This window comes from Methylobacterium sp. SyP6R, from assembly GCF_019216885.1.
Lineage (GTDB): Bacteria > Pseudomonadota > Alphaproteobacteria > Rhizobiales > Beijerinckiaceae > Methylobacterium.
Genome location: NZ_JAAQRC020000001.1, coordinates 2,267,483 through 2,283,224, shown reverse-complemented (window position 1 = coordinate 2,283,224; position 15,742 = coordinate 2,267,483). Strand labels below are relative to the sequence as shown.

Sequence of the window (15,742 nt, the reverse complement as noted above, 5' to 3'; positions counted from 1 at the left end):
CGCCGATTCGGGAGGTCAAGAGCGAGCATTCGACGAAAGGTCAATGCGCCCAAATCGCAGCACCGCCGATGATATAGTGTTGCAAAGCTCCGGCCCGCAGGTCTTTTCCGGATCGGCATGGCGTGCGGGCCGGCCGGGATCAATCCGCCAGCAGACGTGCGCCGACCACCGCCGCCGCGGCCCGGTTCTGCACCCCGAGGCTGCGTAGCAGCGCCGCCATGTGGACCTTGACGGTGCCTTCGCCGAGCTGGAGCCGCCGGGCGATCTCTTTGTTCGACCGGCCTTCGACCAGGAGGGCGAGCACGTCGCGCTGGCGCGGCGTCAGGTCGGGAATGCGGAGCTGGCGCCCGTCCTGCCGTCCCTCGAACCGTCCGTCCGGTCGTCCGTCGAAGGCGGGGCCCCGTGCCTCGAGCGCCGGGCGCGGGCCCGCCCCGTCGAGCACCGCCAGGGAGGCCGGCACGAAGATCTGGCCCTCGAGGACCATGCCCACCGCCCGGGTCAGCTCGGACGAGCCGATCCCCTTGGGGATGTAGCCGTGGACCCCGACCTCGAGGGCGGTGAGGATCTTGTTGCGCTCGGTGGAGGCCGAGACCACCGCCACCTTCACCGCCGGGAAGCACTCGCGCACCGCGCTCAGGCTGCCGGGGCCCTCCATGCCGGGCATCGCCAGGTCGAACAGCGCCAGGGTCACGGCGCCCCGGCGGGTCGAGAGCTGGTCGAGGGCGGCGTCGAGGGAACCGGTCTCGACGACCTCGGAAAAGCCGAAGCTGCGGGTCAGGATCGCCACCACGGCGAGGCGGAAGAAGTCGTCGTCATCCGCGATCAGGGCGACTGGCGGAGTCGGGTGGGTCATACCGTGGCGTCTCTGGAAACGATCCGTGCGGCAATCATCCTAGAGCAAGTCGGGGGCGGCTGGGTACCCTCCCGGCACGGAATAACTGGCAATATCAACGACCTATCGCACGGTTCGCAGTCGCCGTAAGAGTTGCATGGAGAATCCGCGCCGCAACACGCCGCCGGCTCCCCGTGCGCGAGGGCCGCCGGAGGCGTCGTGCGGCGCGTCACGGCATCGTCGCCGGGAATCCCTATTCCGGACGGAGCCTGCATCGAGGCGGGCGATCGCGGCCGGTGGCGAAGCGGTCGTGGCGAAGCGGTCGTGGCCAAGTGGTCGTGGCCAAGCGGTCCTGGCGAAGCGGCTTTGGCGAAGCGGAGGGGACGGGATGCGGGGGGCGGCATCGGCGGGCGGGAGGAGGGGATGCGGCGCGGCCGTCCGGCGGCTCCGGGCCTCGCTCGCCCTCGCCGTCTCGGGGGTCGCCGCCTGCCTCGCACCCGCCGCCGGGGCGGAGCGCACCCGGCTCGTCGCCTACACGGCCCTCGAGATCGAGCAGCTCGACCCGATCCGGCGGGCGATCGAGGCGGCGGTGCCGGAGGTCGAGATCGCCTGGCTGCGGGCGTCGACCGGCATCGTCACCGACCGCATGCTCGCCGAGCGGGACGCGCCGCAGGCCGACCTCCTCATCGGGATCGCCGCCACCAGCCTGCTGCAATTCGAGGCGGCCCACCTCCTCGATCCCTACCGCCCCGCCGGCGTCGAGGCGTTGCGGCCGTTCTTCCGCGATCCGACCCCGCCCTACAGCTGGACCGGGATGGACGCCTATCTGGGGGTGATCTGCTTCAACGTCGAGGTCGCGGCCCGGCACCGGATCACCCGCCCGAGCTTCTGGCGCGACCTCCTCGGCCCCGCCTTCGAGGGGCGGATCGTCATGCCGAACCCGGCGGCCTCCGGCACCGGCTATCTCCTCGTCGCGGGCTGGCTGCAGACCCTCGGGGAGGATGCGGGCTGGGCCTACATGGATGCGCTCGACCGGAACGTCGCCGCCTACCTGTCGAGCGGCTCGGCCCCGTGCCGGGAGGCCGCCTCCGGCGCCGTCGCCCTGGGCCTCTCCTTCGACATGCGGGCCGCCGCCGAGAAGGCGGCGGGCGCGCCCATCGACATCGTGGTCCCGGTCGACGGCACCGGCTGGGAGGCGGAAGCCTTCGCGGTCGTCGCCGGACGGCCCCACCTCGCGCTCGCCCGGCGGGTGGCGGACTGGGCGGCGAGCCGGGAGGCCAACGCGCTCTATGCCCGCAGCTTCGCCATCGTGGCCTATCCGGGCGTCTCCAGTCCGGGCCCGCACTACCCGCCCCATGCCGAGGCGCGGATGATCCGCAACGACCTCGACTGGATGGCCCGCAACCGGCCCCGCATCCTGGCCGAGTGGCGCCGCCGCTACGGCGCCAAGGTCCGCGAGCGCTGACGCGAATCCCGGCAATCCGGCCCGGCCGTCCGTTCCGGCCACCTTTCTTTTTCCATCCTGCGGTAGCAGACCCCCCGGGCAGCCGATCGCCCGCGCGGGACCCCTCCCGCCCGAGACGCGGCCGGATTGCGGGCAGGGGACCGGATGTATCACGCGGGCAAGGACGGCTGGCTCTTCCTCACCGGGGGCACCAACGAGGTCGCGGACCAGTACCGGCGGATCCGCCCGATGGACCGGGTCCTGCGCCAGTGGCGCCGGCAGATCCTGCGGCGCATCCGGCGCGGCCAGAGCTTCGGCGCCCGCTACCTGCACCTCGTGGTGCCCGAGAAGCTCAGCGTCTACGAGGACCGCTTCGACGGCCTGACCCTCGACCCGCGCCTCGCGCCGTCCCGCCGCCTCGGCACCCTGATGCGCTGGTCCTGGCCGGGGCGCCGGGCCTGGATCGACCTCCTCGGGCCGATGCGCGCGCGGCGCAACGAGCGCGACCTGCATTACCGCACCGACACGCACTGGAACATCCACGGCTGCCTGCTCGCCTACCGGCTGGTCTGCCGGGCCTGCGGGGCGAGCCCGCGCACCGATTTCCTGGACCGGCCGTTCCACGAATTCGAGGCCGTGCTCGACATCGGCAACAAGCTCGACGCGCCGCCCCTCGAGACCGTGCGCAACTACCAGCTCTTCCGCGATGCCGAGCGGGTCGGGGGCGGCCGCCTGATCGACGCCTACACGGCCGCCGGCCGCCTCGGCGAGCTGCATAGCGGCGCCCATGCGGTCTACCGCAACCGTTCCCCCGACGCCGATCCGCGCATCCTGGTGCTGTTCGGCGATTCCTGCGCCAACTTCGCCCCCAACGGATTGACCGCGATGCTGGCCGAGACCTTCCGCGAGGTCCACTTCATCTGGTCGTCGAACATCGACTGGGGCTATGTCGAGCGCATCCTGCCCGACATCGTGCTGTGCGAACAGGTCGAGCGTTTCCTGCCGCGGGTGCCGGAGGACGATTTCGACCTCGCGTCCTACGAGGCGGAGCGGCTGGCGGCGTTGGGGGTGGCGTCGTAGGGCCACGGCGAACCGAAGAAACTTGACTGGGCCTGCCTTCGCCGCCTGTACGCGCCCTGCATGGCGCACCAATATGGATGCTGCCTGGACATGAGCCGCATTCGAGTGCGCCGCGTCATTCGATCGGAGATGCTGAGACGGGAAGGACCATGGACGCAAGAGAAGCCATCGCAACCGCGAAGCGCTGGATCGCAGACGTCCATGCCGACGAGGATCTGCGCCACGTCGGCTTGGAAGAAGTCAGGAAGACGGACGATGCCTGGCGCATCACGATCGGCTTCTCGCGTCCGTGGGACGAGCCATGGGTCGGGTCCGGTGCCTCGGTGCGGGATCGCGTTCTGGGTCGAACCTACAAGGTCGTGACGATCGATGATCGGACCGGGGATGTGCTCTCTTCGGAGATTCGCGAGCCTGCCCATTGAAGGCTGCGCTCACCATTCTCGATACCAACCTCATGGTGCTGCTGATCGTCGGTTTGGCGTCGCAGGATTACATCCTGCGACATAAGCGGACGCAAACCTACACGGTTGAGGATTTCTTGTTGCTGCAAGATACCCTGGCTGGAACACCGTCTGTCGTGACCATTCCACACGTCCTCGCCGAGACCTCCAACCTCGTCCGTCAATTCGCCGAGCCGGGTCGCAGCCGCATCTGTGCAGTCTTGCAGAATTTTGTTTTCGATTGCATCGAGACGACAGTCGCGAGTGGTGCGGCCGCGCGTCGACCTGAGTTTCGCCTCCTCGGGCTGACCGACGCGGCTCTTCTCGAGGTGCAGTACGAAACGTCGGTCCTGCTGACCGACGACCTCGATCTCTATGTGGCGAGCGTGAGCGCCGGCCGGCAGGCCGTCAATTTCTCCCATCTGCGTGTTCGCTGACTCGTCCCGGCTCCGCACTCCGCCTTGACGAAAAACTGGCATATGCCACTAATAGCCCCGTGCCGGACCCGCCGGCCACTCTGACTCGCGAGGAGCGCTGCCCGATGGATGCGCGCACCCACCGCCTGCTCCATGCCCCGATCGGCCCGACGCTCCTGCGCCTCGCCGTGCCGAACGTCGTCGTCATGCTGGTCCAGGCCCTGGTCGGGCTGATCGAAACCGCCTTCGTCGCAGGGCTCGGCACCGATGCCCTCGCCGGCATGGCGCTGGTCTTTCCCGTGCTGATGCTGGTGCAGATGATCTCGGCCGGCGCCATGGGCGGCGGCATCCTGTCGGCGGTGGCCCGCAGCCTCGGGGCCGGCCGGCGCGCGGAGGCCGACCGGCTGCCGTGGTACGCCGCCGCCATCGGCCTCATCCTCGGCCTGCTCACCACCGGGCTCGAACTCGCCTTCGGGCCGGCGCTCTACCGGGCGATGGGGGGCGAGGGCGCCTCGCTCCAGGCGGCCACGACCTATGGCGGCGTGGTGTTCTGCGGTGCGGCGCTGGTCTGGCTGTTCAACGCGCTCGCCGCCGTGATCCGCGGCACCGGCAACATGACGCTGCCGGCGCTCGTCATCAGCGTCGGCGCCGCCGTGCTGGTACCGCTCTCGCCGGCCCTGATCTACGGATTCGGGCCGATTCCCGGTCTCGGCATCGTCGGCGGCGGCGTCGCGGTGCTGGCCTACTACGCCGCCGGCACGGCGGTGTTCGCCCATCATCTCTGGGCCGGACGCGGCCTGTTGCGGCCCGGCTCCCGCCCGCCTCGCCTCGCCTGGGCACCGTTGCGCGACATCCTGCGGATCGGGGCCGTCTCGTCGATCGTCAGCGCCACCACCAACATCACCATCGCCGTCGCCACCGCCTTCGCCGGGGAGGCCGGCCCGGCGGCGGTGGCGGGCTACGGCACGGGAGCGCGGCTCGAATACCTGCTGGTGCCCCTCGTCTTCGGCCTCGGCGCGCCGATCGGCGCGATGGTCGGCACCTGCATCGGCGCCGGCGACCGGGCCCGTGCCCTGCGGGTGGCCTGGACCGGCGCGGCGATCGCGGGCGGGCTGACGGAGGCGATCGGGCTTGCCGCCGCCCTCTGGCCGCTGCCGTTCCTCAGGATTTTCGGCCACGATCCGCAGATGCTCACCGTCGGCAGCCGCTATCTCCACCTCGTCGGCCCGTTCTACGGATTCGCCGGAATCGGGCTCGCCCTCTACTTCGCCTCGCAAGGGGCCGGCCGGGTCGGATGGCCGCTGGTGGCGGGGATCGCCCGCATGGCGGTCTCGATCGGCGGCGGTGTCCTGGCGCTCCGGCTCGGCCTCGGTCTCGACGGGGTCTTCCTGGCGCTCGGCCTCGGTCTTGCCGCGCTCGGGCTCGTCAATGCCGGCGCGGTCGCCGCCGGGGTGTGGTTTCGCGGGGAGCGGGCGGCGGTGCCGGCCCTCGTGGCAGCGGGAGGGGAATAGGCGATGGGGAATCGGCGATGACGCGGGACCTGTATCTCGAGGATCTGGCGCCGGGCCAGGTCTACGGCTCGGGCGCGGCGACGGTGACCGAGGCCGACATCGTCCGCTTCGCGACCGAGTTCGACCCGCAGCCCTTCCACCTCGATGCCGGGCAGGCCGCATCGACCTTCTTCGGCGGCCTCGCGGCGAGCGGCTGGCACACCGCCGCGCTCACCATGCAGCTTCTCGTCGGCAGCGAGTTGCGGCTGGCCGGCGGGATCATCGGGGCGGGCATGGACGAGCTGCGCTGGCCCAAGCCCCTGCGACCCGGCGACACGATCCGGCTCACGAGCGAGGTGATCGAGCTGCGTCCCTCCCGCTCCCGGCCGAGCCAGGGCCTCGCGAAGGTGCGCACCACCACGCTGAACCAGCATGGCGAGCCGGTGCAGGTGCTGGTGGCCAACCTGCTGGTGGTGCGGCGGCCGGAGGGGTGATGGGTTGCGCGACTGACGCAGCATCCTATCCTCGACCTCATCCTGAGGCGTCAGTCGATCGAAGATCGACTGACCTCGAAGGAGGGCTCCAGGGATCGCAGAGACTTCCGGAGCCGTCCTTCGAGGCCGCTCCGCGGCACCTCAGGACGAGGTGAGAGGGTGGGATAACCCGTCGAATGGCCGAGCAGGCCTTTCCTCCTGTGCCCCACGCACCCGCGCCGGATTCCCCACCGCCACACCCCCCGCCGGCACGTCCCGGGTCACCACGCTGCCCGCCCCGATGATCGCATCGTCGCCGATCGTCACCCCCGGCAGGATCATCGCCCCGCCGCCGATCCAGACATTGGCCCCGATCACGACCGGCCGGCCGAATTCCAGCATCTGCCGCCGCTCGGCCGGATCGCGCGGGTGGTCGGCGGTGAGGATCTGCACGCCCGGCCCGATCTGCGTCATGTCGCCGATCGTCACCTGCACCACGTCGAGGATGCAGCAGTTGAAGTTGAGGAAGACGCCGCGGCCGAGGCTGATGTTGTAGCCGTAATCGCACCAGAACGGCGGCCGGATGTTGCAGCCCTCACCCACCTGCGCGAAGGCCTCCGCCATCAGCGCCTGCCGCTCCGGCTGGCTCAAGCTGTTGCCGGCGTTGTAGCGGTCCATCCACGCCGAGATGCGCCGGTTGTCGGCGATCAGCTCCGGATCGTCGGCGATGTAGAGCTCGCCGGCGAGCATTTTTTGCTTCTGGCCCGTCATGGTTCCTCGCTGTCGGCTGGCCTTCGATCGCGATACGTACATATGTACACACCCTGGCCGAAAGCCAACCCGCCCCCCAGACGAGCCTGCCCGCCGTGACCCGCCGCTACGATCCGGACCGCCGCACCCGCATCCTCCGGGCGGCCCTCGACACGATCGCCGAGCACGGTGTCGCCGGCACGACCCACCGGCGGATCGCCGCCGCCGCCGACGTGCCGCTCGGCTCGATGACCTACCATTTCGCGGGCCTCGACGACCTCCTGACCGAGGCCTTCACCCTGCTCGCCGACACGGTGTCGGCCCGGTTCACCGAGCGGCTGGCCGCGGCGGTGACCCGCGCCGAGGCCTGCGAGGCGGTGGTGGACCTCGTCGTCGACGATGATTGGGCGACGCCCCGCAACCTGCTCCTGAGCTACGAGCTCTACGCCTATGCCGCCCGGGTGCCCGCCCTGCGCAGCGTGATGCAGGAATGGATGGGCAAGAGCCGGGCGGCCCTGGAGCAGCACTTCTCGCCCGAGACGGCGCGGGCCCTCGACGCGATGATTGAGGGCCTGTCGATCCACCGCTCGGTCGATCGGGCGCCGGCGGACCGGGACGAGGTCCGGGGTATCGTCGCCCGCCTGACCGGAACGGCGCTCCCGCTTCCTCGACAGGCCGGAACTTGAAAAGCCGGAACCCGCCCCGCATATCCGCCCGCGACGATTTGTTCCCAATCGGAGAACCACCACGTGAGCGAAACTGTGGAGCGGCATTCGTTCGGCGCCGAGGTCGGGCGCCTTCTGGACCTCGTGGTCCACGCCCTCTACTCCGAGCGCGAGATCTTTCTCCGCGAACTCGTCGCCAACGCCGCCGATGCGGTCGACCGGCGCCGGTTCGGGGCGCTGACCGAGCCCGCCCTGGCGCTGCCGGCCGACGCCAAGGTCCGGATCACCCCCGACAAGGCCGCCCGGACCTTGACCCTGTCGGATCCCGGCATCGGCATGGGGAAGGACGAGCTGGCGCAGAATCTCGGCACCATCGCGCGCTCCGGCACCCGGGCCTTCAGCCAGTCGCTGGCCGATGCCAAGCCCGAGGAGCGCCCGAGCCTGATCGGCCAGTTCGGCGTCGGCTTCTACTCCGCCTTCATGGTCGCCGACCGGGTCGAGGTCACCTCGCGCAAGGCCGGCTCGGACGAGGCCTGGACCTGGGCCTCGGAGGGGCAGGGCGAATACACGCTCGCGCCCGCGACCCGCTCGGAGCCCGGCACCGACATCGTGCTGCACATGAAGGCCGATGCCGAGGAATATCTCGAGCCGATCCGCCTCGAGACCATCCTGCGCAAGTGGGCCGACCACATCACCGTGCCGGTGACCCTGGTGCGCGACGGCGAGGAGGTGCCCTCGACCAAGGGCACGGCGCTGTGGCGCAAGCCCAAGTCCGAGGTCAGCGAGGAGGATTACACCGAGTTCTACCGCCAGGTCGCGCACGCCTTCGACAAGCCCTGGGCGACCCTGCACTGGCGGGCGGAAGGCCAGCTCGAATTCACCGCGCTCCTGTTCGTGCCCGGCATGAAGCCCTTCATGGCGATCGAGGAGCAGCGCGAGAGCAAGGTGCGCCTGCATGTGCGCCGGATGTTCATCACCGACGAGGCCGGGCTGCTCCCGTCCTGGCTGCGCTTCGTCCAGGGTGTCGTCGATACCGAGGACCTGCCGCTCAACGTCTCGCGCGAGATGCTCCAGGCGACCCCCGTTCTCGCCCGCATCCGCCGCGCGGTGACCGCCAAGGTCCTCTCGGAGCTGAAGACGCGCGCCAAGGACGCTGAGTCCTACGCCACCTTCTGGCAGGCCTTCGGGCCGGTGCTGAAGGAGGGGCTGTGGGAGGATGCCGAGCACCGTCAGGACATCGCCAACCTCCTGCGCTTCCACTCCTCGACCCAGGAGGGCTGGACCTCGCTCGCCGACTACGTCGCGCGGATGAAGCCGAACCAGGAGGCGATCTACATCCTGGTCGGCGACGACGTGGAGGCGCTGAAGCGCTCGGCCCAGATCGAGGGTTTTACGGCCCGCGGCCTCGAAGTGCTGCTGCTCTCCGACCATGTCGATGCGTTCTGGCCGGAGCGGATGGACGCCTACGAGGGCAAGCCGATCCGCAGCATCACGCAGGGCGGCGACGACCTCTCGGCCTTCGAGCCGGAGGTCGCCGAGGGCGACACCCCGGCCGATCTCGCCGACCTGCTGCCGAAGCTGAAGGAGGCGCTGAAGGACGACGTCTCGGACGTGAAGGCGAGCCAGCGCCTCGTCGACAGCGCGGTGCTGCTCTCGGCTCCGGCCTTCGGGCCCGACCTGCAGATGCAGCGCCTGCTGCGCCGCGCCGGCCGCGGCATGGGTGGCGGCCAGCCGGTGCTGGAGCTGAACCCGCGCCATCCGCTGATCCGCCGCATCGCCGAGCGTGCGGCGTCTGGCGAGGATGTCGGGGAGGCGGCCCAGACGCTGGTCGATCTCGCCCATGTCCAGGGCGGCGACCCGCCGCGCGACCCCGTCGCCTTCGCCCGCCGGGTGGCGTCGGCTTTGGCGCAGGGGTGAGGGGCGGCTTGGCCGCCTGATCAGTGTTGAGGTGCGGGAGCGATAGCCTCCGCGCCAGAACCCTCCCCCCTCTGCGGGGGAGGGTGCCCGGCGGAGCTGGGCGGGAGAGGGGAACCACGCTTCCAGATGAGGCGGACCCGATCTGAAGGTCGCCCTCTGGATGAGCGTCGCGCTGCCCCTCTCCCGGCCCCTGCTGACGCAGGGTCCACCCTCCCCCGCAGAGGGGGGAGAGTTGGGCGTGGCGCGTCTTCAAGCCCGGACAGCCCCGCGGGAAAGGGGCCTATCGGCGGAGAACCGACGCCGCCGCGGAGCCGGTCACGCCCCCCGCACCATCGCCCCGACCGTCTCCAGGCTCTGCAGCTTCTTGATCGGCCCGATCGCCGCGAGGGTCGGCGCGCCGGCGATCAGCGCGCGGCCTGCCGCCCGTACGTCGTCGGGGGTGACGGCATCGACCTTGGCGATCACCTCGGCGGCCGGGATCACCCGACCCCAGGCGAGGAGCTGGCGCGCCGTGCGCTCGATGCGCCCGCCCGGCGTCTCCAGCGCCGAGAGCAACGCCACCTTGAGCTGGGCCTTGGCCCGGGCGAGTTCGGCCGTGTCCACGGTCTCCGCCGCCTCGCGCAGGCAGCCGAGCGTCACTTCGACGAGGCCCGGCAGGTCGCTGCCGGCGGTGCCGGCGCCGATGCCGAACAGGCCGCAATCGCTGAACGGCCAGTGGAAGGCGTGGATCTCGTAGGCCAGCCCCCGGGTCTCGCGCACCTCGTGCCAGAGCCGCGAGGTCAGCCCGCCGCCGAGCACCTGCGCGAAGAGATGCGTGGCGTAATAGGACTCGTCCCGGAAGGACAGGCCGGGCAGGCCGAGCACCAGGTTGGCCTGTTCGAGCTTGCGCGGCATCCGCCGCTCGCCGCCGCGATACCGGCCCGGCACCGCCTCCGGCGTGTCGCCGGCCGGCATGGCGCCGAAATGCTTGTGCGCCGCCGCCACGATGGCGTCGTGCTCCACGGCGCCGGCGGCGGCCAGCACCATCCGGCCCGGCGTGTATTCGCGGGCGAGATAGGCCTCGATCGCCGCACGATCGAAGCTCTTGATCGTCTCCGGGCGCCCGAGGATCGGCCGGCCGATCGGCTGGTCGGGGAAGGCGGCCTCCGTGAAGGCGTCGTAGACCACGTCGTCCGGGGTGTCCTCGACGGCGGCGTATTCCTGGAGGATCACGCCCTTCTCGCGGGCCAGTTCCCCGGCCTCGAAGACCGAGCGGGTCAGGATGTCGCCGAGCACGTCGAGGGCGACCTCGGCATCCTCGCCGAGCACCCGGGCGGTGTAGCTGGTCTGCTCGACGCTGGTGGCGGCGTTGATCTCGCCGCCGACATTCTCGATGTCCTCGGCGATCCGGCGGGCCGAGCGCGTCGCCGTGCCCTTGAACGCCATGTGCTCGATCAGGTGGCTGAGCCCGTGCTCCTCCGGCCGCTCGTTGCGCGAGCCCGCTCCGACCCAGACCCCGAGGGTCGCGGTGGCGAGACCCGGCATCGCCTCGGTGACGACGGTGAGGCCGTTGGGCAGGCGGGTGATCTTGAGCTCCGGCGAGGCGCCGAGCGTCGCGAAATGCTGGTTCATGCGGCGGTCCCGTTCATGCGGCACTCTTCAGGATGCGGGCGCGCTCGCGGATCGCCCGCTCCACCGCCGCCTCGTCGTTCGGCAGCACCGTGAAGCGCTCGCGCCGCTCCAGCAGGTCGGCGAGGTGCGGCGGCAGGGCCGGGCGCACGCCGGTCGCGGCCTCGACCGCATCCGGGAACTTCGCGGCATGCGCAGTGGCGAGCGCCACCACGGGAGTCGCGGGATCGTCGGCGAGCAGCTTGCGGGCGGCGCGCACGCCGATGGCGCTGTGCGGATCGACGATCTGGCCGGTGCCCCGGTAGATGTCGCGGATCTCGGCGACGACCTCGTCCTCGGGCACCGAAGCCGCGTCGAACTCGGCGCGGATGCGCGCCAGCGTCCGCTCGTCGAGCGTGAAGGCGCCCGATTGCTTCAGGCCGGCCATCAGCCGGTTGACGGCGCCGGCATCGCGGTCGAGGCACTCGAACAGCAGGCGCTCGAAGTTCGACGAGACCTGGATGTCCATCGACGGCGAGGTGGTGGGCGCCACGCCCCGGACCTCGTAAGCCCCGGTCGCCAGGGTGCGGGCCAGGATGTCGTTGGCGTTGGTGGCGATCATCAGCCGGCCGACCGGCAGGCCCATGCGCTTGGCGGCCCAGCCGGCCAGGATGTCGCCGAAATTGCCCGTCGGCACCGAGAACGACACCGGGCGGTGCGGGCTGCCCAACGCCACCGCGCTGGTGAAGTAGTAGACCGCCTGCGCGGCGACCCGGGCCCAGTTGATCGAGTTGACGCCCGAGAGCCGCACGTCCTCGGCGAAGCGCGGATGCTGGAACAGCGCCTTCACGATCGCCTGGCAATCGTCGAAGGTGCCCTCGACCGCGAGCGCGTGGATGTTGCCCGCATCGACCGTGGTCATCTGCCGGCGCTGGACCTCGGACACCCGGCCATGGGGGTAGAGGATGAACACGTCGACGTTGTCGAGCCCGCGGAACGCCTCGACGGCGGCGCTGCCGGTATCGCCCGAGGTGGCGCCCACGATGGTGGCGCGGCTGCCCTTGGCCTTCAGCGCGTGGTCCATCAGCCGGCCGAGCAGCTGCATCGCCACGTCCTTGAAGGCGAGGGTCGGGCCGTGATGCAGTTCGAGCAGGAAGAGGTTGTCGCCGAGCTGGGTCAGCGGGCAGACCGCCGGATGCCGGAAGGTGGCGTAGGATTCGTCGATCATCCGGCCGAAATCGCCGGCCTCGATCTCGCCGTCGACCAGCGGCGACAGTACGGTCTTCGCCGCTTCCGCATAGGGCCGCCCGGCGAGACCCGCGATGGTCTCACGGGAGATCTGCGGCCAGGCTTGCGGGATGTACAGGCCGCCGTCGCGGGCAAGCCCCGCCAGCAGCGCGTCGGTGAAGGTCAGCGGAGCGGCGCTGCCGCGGGTCGAGACATGAAGCACGGTGATCGGTCCTGAGGCTGGCGCAGGCCGTACACGAAACCGCGGGGCGCGTCAGCCCTCAGGTCAGGCGCTGCTGCCGGGCGCCTTGCGCAGGCGGCAGCCGGTGATCCGCCATGCCCCGTCCCCGTCGCGCTCCAGGGTGTAGAGCGCCTCCCAGTCGGTGCCGTCCTGGTCCTGGATCCGCACGCCCTGCGCCAGGCTCCCTTCGGGCAGGGCCTCGTCGGTGCCGAACTCGAAGCGGCGGTTGCGGTACACCGCCGCGTAACCCTGTCGGACCATGCCGATGAAGGTCTCGGGGTTGCTGAAGATCGACCGGATGGCGGGCGCCGCCTCGGCATAGGCGCCGGCCGCGTCGTCGTGCCGGAAGGCCTCCTGCTGGCGCAGGATCACCGCCCGGGCCGCCTCCCGGTCGCTGCCTGCGGCGAGGGCGCCCTGGCCGACGGCGAGCAGGGTCATCAGGGCGACGAGGGTGCGCATGGCCGGGCCCTCCTGGGGGGCTGATCGGGATAACGCAGCGTAGCAGGCCGATGCCGTGCACACAACTTGTCCTCGTCCGAGCCTTTTGGGAATGGCGGATGGTCGCGGAGGGAAGGGGCCGGTGCCTGATCATCAGCGTCTCGGTTCCCGTAGAGGCCGAATCTCCTACACGCTCACCTCATCCTGAGGTGTTAGTCGATCGAAGATCGACTGACCTCGAAGGAGGGCTCCAGAAATCTCCGCGATCTCTGGAGCTCTCCTTCGAGGCTCCCTACGGTCGAATGCGATCTCCGATCGCCAGCACCTCAGGATGAGGTCGTGGATGGAGGAGACGATCTCGAGGGTTTCGCGCCAGTGTCGCTGACTGTTGTAAACTCTGTCGAGCGACGACGCGCGCCTACACCCCGCTCGCCTTCCGCCCCAGCTCCACCACCCGCAGGTTGTTGGTCGTCCCGGCCCGGCCGAACGGGATGCCGGCGACCGCCACCACCAGGTCCGGGGCCTGCGCGAAACCTTCCTGGGCGGCGACCTCGGCGGCGCGGTCGACCATCGCCTCGTAGGACTCGATCTCGGGCCCGAGCACCGAATGGGCGCCCCAGTACAGGCTGAGGCGGCGCGACACCGCCGTGTCGGACGTCGCCGCGAGGATCGGCACGTTGGGGCGCTTGCGGGCGATGCGGGCGGCGGTGGTGCCGCTCGACGTGAAGGCGACGATCGCCGCCGCCTCGATCGCGTCGGCGAGCGCCGCCGCGGCGGCCGCCACCGCGTGGGGCGGGCTGTCCTCGACCTCCGGCTCGCTCGCCGCGACGAGCGAGCGGTAGAGCCGGTGCTGCTCGGTGCGGCGGATGATCCGGTCCATGATCGAGACCGCCTCGATCGGGTATTTCCCCGCCGCCGATTCGGCCGAGAGCATCACCGCGTCGGCGCCGTCATAGACCGCCGTTGCCACGTCGGAGGCCTCGGCCCGGGTGGGGGAGGGCGCCGACACCATCGATTCGAGCATCTGGGTCGCCACGATCACCGGCTTCACCGCCCGGCGGCAGGCCCGCACCAGTTCCTTCTGGCGCCCCGGCACGTCCTCGGGCGGCAATTCCACGCCGAGATCGCCGCGGGCCACCATCACGCCATCGGCGATGCGGATGATGTCCTCGATGTGGTCGAGCGCCGAGGGTTTTTCGATCTTGGCGATCAGCCCGGCCCGGCCGGCGATCAGACCGCGGGCCTCCATCACGTCGGAGGGGGTCTGGACGAAGGAGAGCGCGACCCAGTCCACCCCGAGATCGAGCCCGAAGGCGAGGTCGCGCCGGTCCTTCTCGGTGAGCGGCGACAGGGCCAGCACCGTGCCGGGCAGGTTGACGCCCTTGCGGTCGGAGATCGGCCCCCCCGTCACCACGTCGGCGTCGATCGCCGCGTCGTCGACGCCGACCACCCGCACCCGGACCCGGCCGTCGTCGATGAGCAGCTCCTGCCCCGGCGCCACCGCGGCGAAGATCTCGGGGTGGGGCAGGGGGATCGCATCCGGGCCGCCCTCCCGGCCCTCGCGCACGAAGCGGATCCGGTCGCCGGTGGCGAGATCCGCCCGGCCGCCGCGCAGGGTGCCGATGCGGATCTTCGGCCCCTGGAGATCCTGGAGGATGCCGATCGGCCGGCCGGTCTCCTGCTCCAGGGCGCGGATGGCGGCATGGACCTTGGCGTGGTCGTCGTGGGTGCCGTGCGAGAAGTTGAGCCGGAAGGTGTCGACCCCGGCGAGGAACAGGGCCTTGAGCCGCTCCGGCGTGTTGCTGGCCGGGCCGACGGTGGCGACGATCTTGGCGTGGCGGTGGCGGCGCATGGCAATCGCTCCTTGCTCTCGTTCGGATCAGGGCCCGATGGTCAGGGCTTGGTGCGGCGGTAGAGGTTGTTGAAGGTCACGTTCATCCCGCCGCAGGCATTGTTGTCCTCGGCGAGCAGGTAAGGAGGCAGCAGCCTCAATCGCAGGCGGCAATCGCCGGAATCGCCGGCCGAGAAGGGCAGCGTGCCCTTGTCCCCCATGGTGAAGGCGAGGTCCGCGCCCTTCGGCGCCGTCTCGCCCTCGACCTCTCCGATATTCACCGCGCCGCGGCGCACGCGGTCGGGATCGAGGGCGCCGTAGGTGGCGTCGCCCTTGATCGCGAGGGTGCCGGGGGTCTTGCCCGGCCGGATCACCACGGTCTGTTCCGGTGCGGTCCAGGTGCCGGTCCAGTCCTTCAGGGACGGGGCGGGGGAGACGGGCGCCGGAGCGACCGCGTCGTCGGCCACCCAGCCGGAACGGGTCGCGCCGGTCTTTCCGACATAGCTGGCGCAGACGAAGCCCGGCAGGGTGGCGCCGAGGATCACGGTGTTGCCCGGCACCAGGAAGGCCTTCTCGCGGCAGGCCGGATCGGGGCCGGGACAGCCTCTGCGCCCGGTGGTGCCCTTGACGAACGGCACCCGGGCCTCGGCCTCCTTGATCGTGCCGAGGCGCGGTCCCGCGCCGGCGCCGAGCGCGCCGTAATCGGTGCAATCCCCGTCGGCGGCGAGCGCCGCCCCCGATCCCGCGAGCCAGGCCAGCACGAGCGACCCGACACCCCACCGCGCCCCACCCCGCATCCGCGAAACCCTCGCTCGTCGCGACATCGCCGCGGAAGCTAGGGCATCTTGGACCAAAGGAGCACCCGTCGGCGCTCAAATCGCATCGCTTGCCGCAGCGCGACGCCCTTGACG

Annotated in this window: 15 protein-coding genes; 8 read left to right on the top strand and 7 right to left on the bottom strand. The window is 70.9% G+C overall.

The features are described from left to right. Positions 1-139 precede the first annotated feature (139 nt). Entirely contained in the window at positions 140-853 is a 714-nt protein-coding gene (locus tag HBB12_RS10575; RefSeq protein ID WP_236989308.1) for a response regulator, read from the bottom strand. Positions 854-1,220: 367 nt separating this feature from the next. On the opposite strand from HBB12_RS10575, the gene HBB12_RS10570 reads away from it, so the two are divergent. The 6 genes from HBB12_RS10570 (at position 1,221) to HBB12_RS10545 (ending at position 6,196) form a co-directional block, all read left to right on the top strand. After that, positions 1,221-2,297: an extracellular solute-binding protein gene (locus tag HBB12_RS10570; protein ID WP_236989307.1), complete on the top strand. Its 1,077-nt coding sequence runs from the start codon at positions 1,221-1,223 to the stop codon at positions 2,295-2,297. Positions 2,298-2,441: 144 nt separating this feature from the next. Further along, the gene (locus HBB12_RS10565) at positions 2,442-3,356 is read left to right on the top strand and encodes an alginate O-acetyltransferase AlgX-related protein (protein WP_236989305.1); all 915 of its coding nucleotides are present in this window, start codon (positions 2,442-2,444) and stop codon (positions 3,354-3,356) included. Positions 3,357-3,505: 149 nt separating this feature from the next. Next, positions 3,506-3,778, top strand: a complete 273-nt coding sequence (locus HBB12_RS10560) for a hypothetical protein (protein WP_236989304.1) — start codon at positions 3,506-3,508, stop codon at positions 3,776-3,778. Further along, a complete protein-coding gene (locus HBB12_RS10555) occupies positions 3,775-4,233 on the top strand; it encodes a PIN domain-containing protein (protein ID WP_236989303.1) in 459 nt (152 codons plus the stop codon). The genes HBB12_RS10560 and HBB12_RS10555 overlap by 4 nt, the downstream gene beginning before the upstream one ends. A gap of 104 nt (positions 4,234-4,337) precedes the next feature. Beyond that, complete coding sequence (locus HBB12_RS10550; protein ID WP_236989302.1) at positions 4,338-5,723, top strand: MATE family efflux transporter; 1,386 nt, start codon at positions 4,338-4,340, stop codon at positions 5,721-5,723. 17 nt (positions 5,724-5,740) lie between these two features. After that, positions 5,741-6,196: a MaoC family dehydratase gene (locus tag HBB12_RS10545; RefSeq protein ID WP_236989301.1), complete on the top strand. Its 456-nt coding sequence runs from the start codon at positions 5,741-5,743 to the stop codon at positions 6,194-6,196. A 141-nt stretch (positions 6,197-6,337) separates the two neighbouring features. Here HBB12_RS10545 and HBB12_RS10540 read toward each other — a convergent pair whose 3' ends face one another. Next, positions 6,338-6,946, bottom strand: coding sequence for a sugar O-acetyltransferase (locus HBB12_RS10540; protein WP_236989300.1), 609 nt, complete (start codon positions 6,944-6,946; stop codon positions 6,338-6,340). Between the two features lie 95 nt (positions 6,947-7,041). Here HBB12_RS10540 and HBB12_RS10535 point away from each other — a divergent pair, with 95 nt between their 5' ends. Continuing rightward, a complete protein-coding gene (locus tag HBB12_RS10535; protein WP_236989299.1) occupies positions 7,042-7,611 on the top strand; it encodes a TetR/AcrR family transcriptional regulator in 570 nt (189 codons plus the stop codon). 63 nt (positions 7,612-7,674) lie between these two features. Then, on the top strand, positions 7,675-9,507 hold the full coding sequence (gene htpG / locus HBB12_RS10530) for a molecular chaperone HtpG (protein ID WP_236989298.1): 1,833 nt from the start codon (positions 7,675-7,677) through the stop codon (positions 9,505-9,507). A 315-nt stretch (positions 9,508-9,822) separates the two neighbouring features. Here htpG and HBB12_RS10525 read toward each other — a convergent pair whose 3' ends face one another. The 5 genes from HBB12_RS10525 to HBB12_RS10505 all read right to left on the bottom strand — a co-directional run bounded on the left by HBB12_RS10525 (position 9,823) and on the right by HBB12_RS10505 (position 15,628). After that, on the bottom strand, positions 9,823-11,118 hold the full coding sequence (locus HBB12_RS10525; RefSeq protein ID WP_236989297.1) for a M16 family metallopeptidase: 1,296 nt from the start codon (positions 11,116-11,118) through the stop codon (positions 9,823-9,825). A gap of 13 nt (positions 11,119-11,131) precedes the next feature. Next, positions 11,132-12,544, bottom strand: coding sequence for a threonine synthase (gene thrC, locus HBB12_RS10520; RefSeq protein ID WP_236989296.1), 1,413 nt, complete (start codon positions 12,542-12,544; stop codon positions 11,132-11,134). A gap of 63 nt (positions 12,545-12,607) precedes the next feature. Beyond that, complete coding sequence (locus HBB12_RS10515) at positions 12,608-13,021, bottom strand: DUF4864 domain-containing protein (RefSeq protein ID WP_236989295.1); 414 nt, start codon at positions 13,019-13,021, stop codon at positions 12,608-12,610. A gap of 397 nt (positions 13,022-13,418) precedes the next feature. Further along, a complete protein-coding gene (gene pyk, locus HBB12_RS10510) occupies positions 13,419-14,852 on the bottom strand; it encodes a pyruvate kinase (protein WP_236989294.1) in 1,434 nt (477 codons plus the stop codon). Positions 14,853-14,893: 41 nt separating this feature from the next. Then, positions 14,894-15,628, bottom strand: coding sequence for a hypothetical protein (locus HBB12_RS10505; protein ID WP_236989293.1), 735 nt, complete (start codon positions 15,626-15,628; stop codon positions 14,894-14,896). Positions 15,629-15,742 lie beyond the last annotated feature (114 nt).

Excerpts from the sequence above, each read along its gene's own strand:
- HBB12_RS10575 (WP_236989308.1), bottom strand. The coding sequence starts at position 853 with ATGACCCACCCGACTCCGCCAGTCGCCCTGATCGCGGATGACGACGAC.
- HBB12_RS10570 (WP_236989307.1), top strand. The coding sequence starts at position 1,221 with ATGCGGGGGGCGGCATCGGCGGGCGGGAGGAGGGGATGCGGCGCGGCC.
- HBB12_RS10565 (WP_236989305.1), top strand. The coding sequence starts at position 2,442 with ATGTATCACGCGGGCAAGGACGGCTGGCTCTTCCTCACCGGGGGCACC.
- HBB12_RS10560 (WP_236989304.1), top strand. The coding sequence starts at position 3,506 with ATGGACGCAAGAGAAGCCATCGCAACCGCGAAGCGCTGGATCGCAGAC.
- HBB12_RS10550 (WP_236989302.1), top strand. The coding sequence starts at position 4,338 with ATGGATGCGCGCACCCACCGCCTGCTCCATGCCCCGATCGGCCCGACG.
- HBB12_RS10545 (WP_236989301.1), top strand. The coding sequence starts at position 5,741 with ATGACGCGGGACCTGTATCTCGAGGATCTGGCGCCGGGCCAGGTCTAC.
- HBB12_RS10540 (WP_236989300.1), bottom strand. The coding sequence starts at position 6,946 with ATGACGGGCCAGAAGCAAAAAATGCTCGCCGGCGAGCTCTACATCGCC.
- HBB12_RS10525 (WP_236989297.1), bottom strand. The coding sequence starts at position 11,118 with ATGAACCAGCATTTCGCGACGCTCGGCGCCTCGCCGGAGCTCAAGATC.
- HBB12_RS10515 (WP_236989295.1), bottom strand. The coding sequence starts at position 13,021 with ATGCGCACCCTCGTCGCCCTGATGACCCTGCTCGCCGTCGGCCAGGGC.
- pyk (WP_236989294.1), bottom strand. The coding sequence starts at position 14,852 with ATGCGCCGCCACCGCCACGCCAAGATCGTCGCCACCGTCGGCCCGGCC.
- HBB12_RS10505 (WP_236989293.1), bottom strand. The coding sequence starts at position 15,628 with ATGCGGGGTGGGGCGCGGTGGGGTGTCGGGTCGCTCGTGCTGGCCTGG.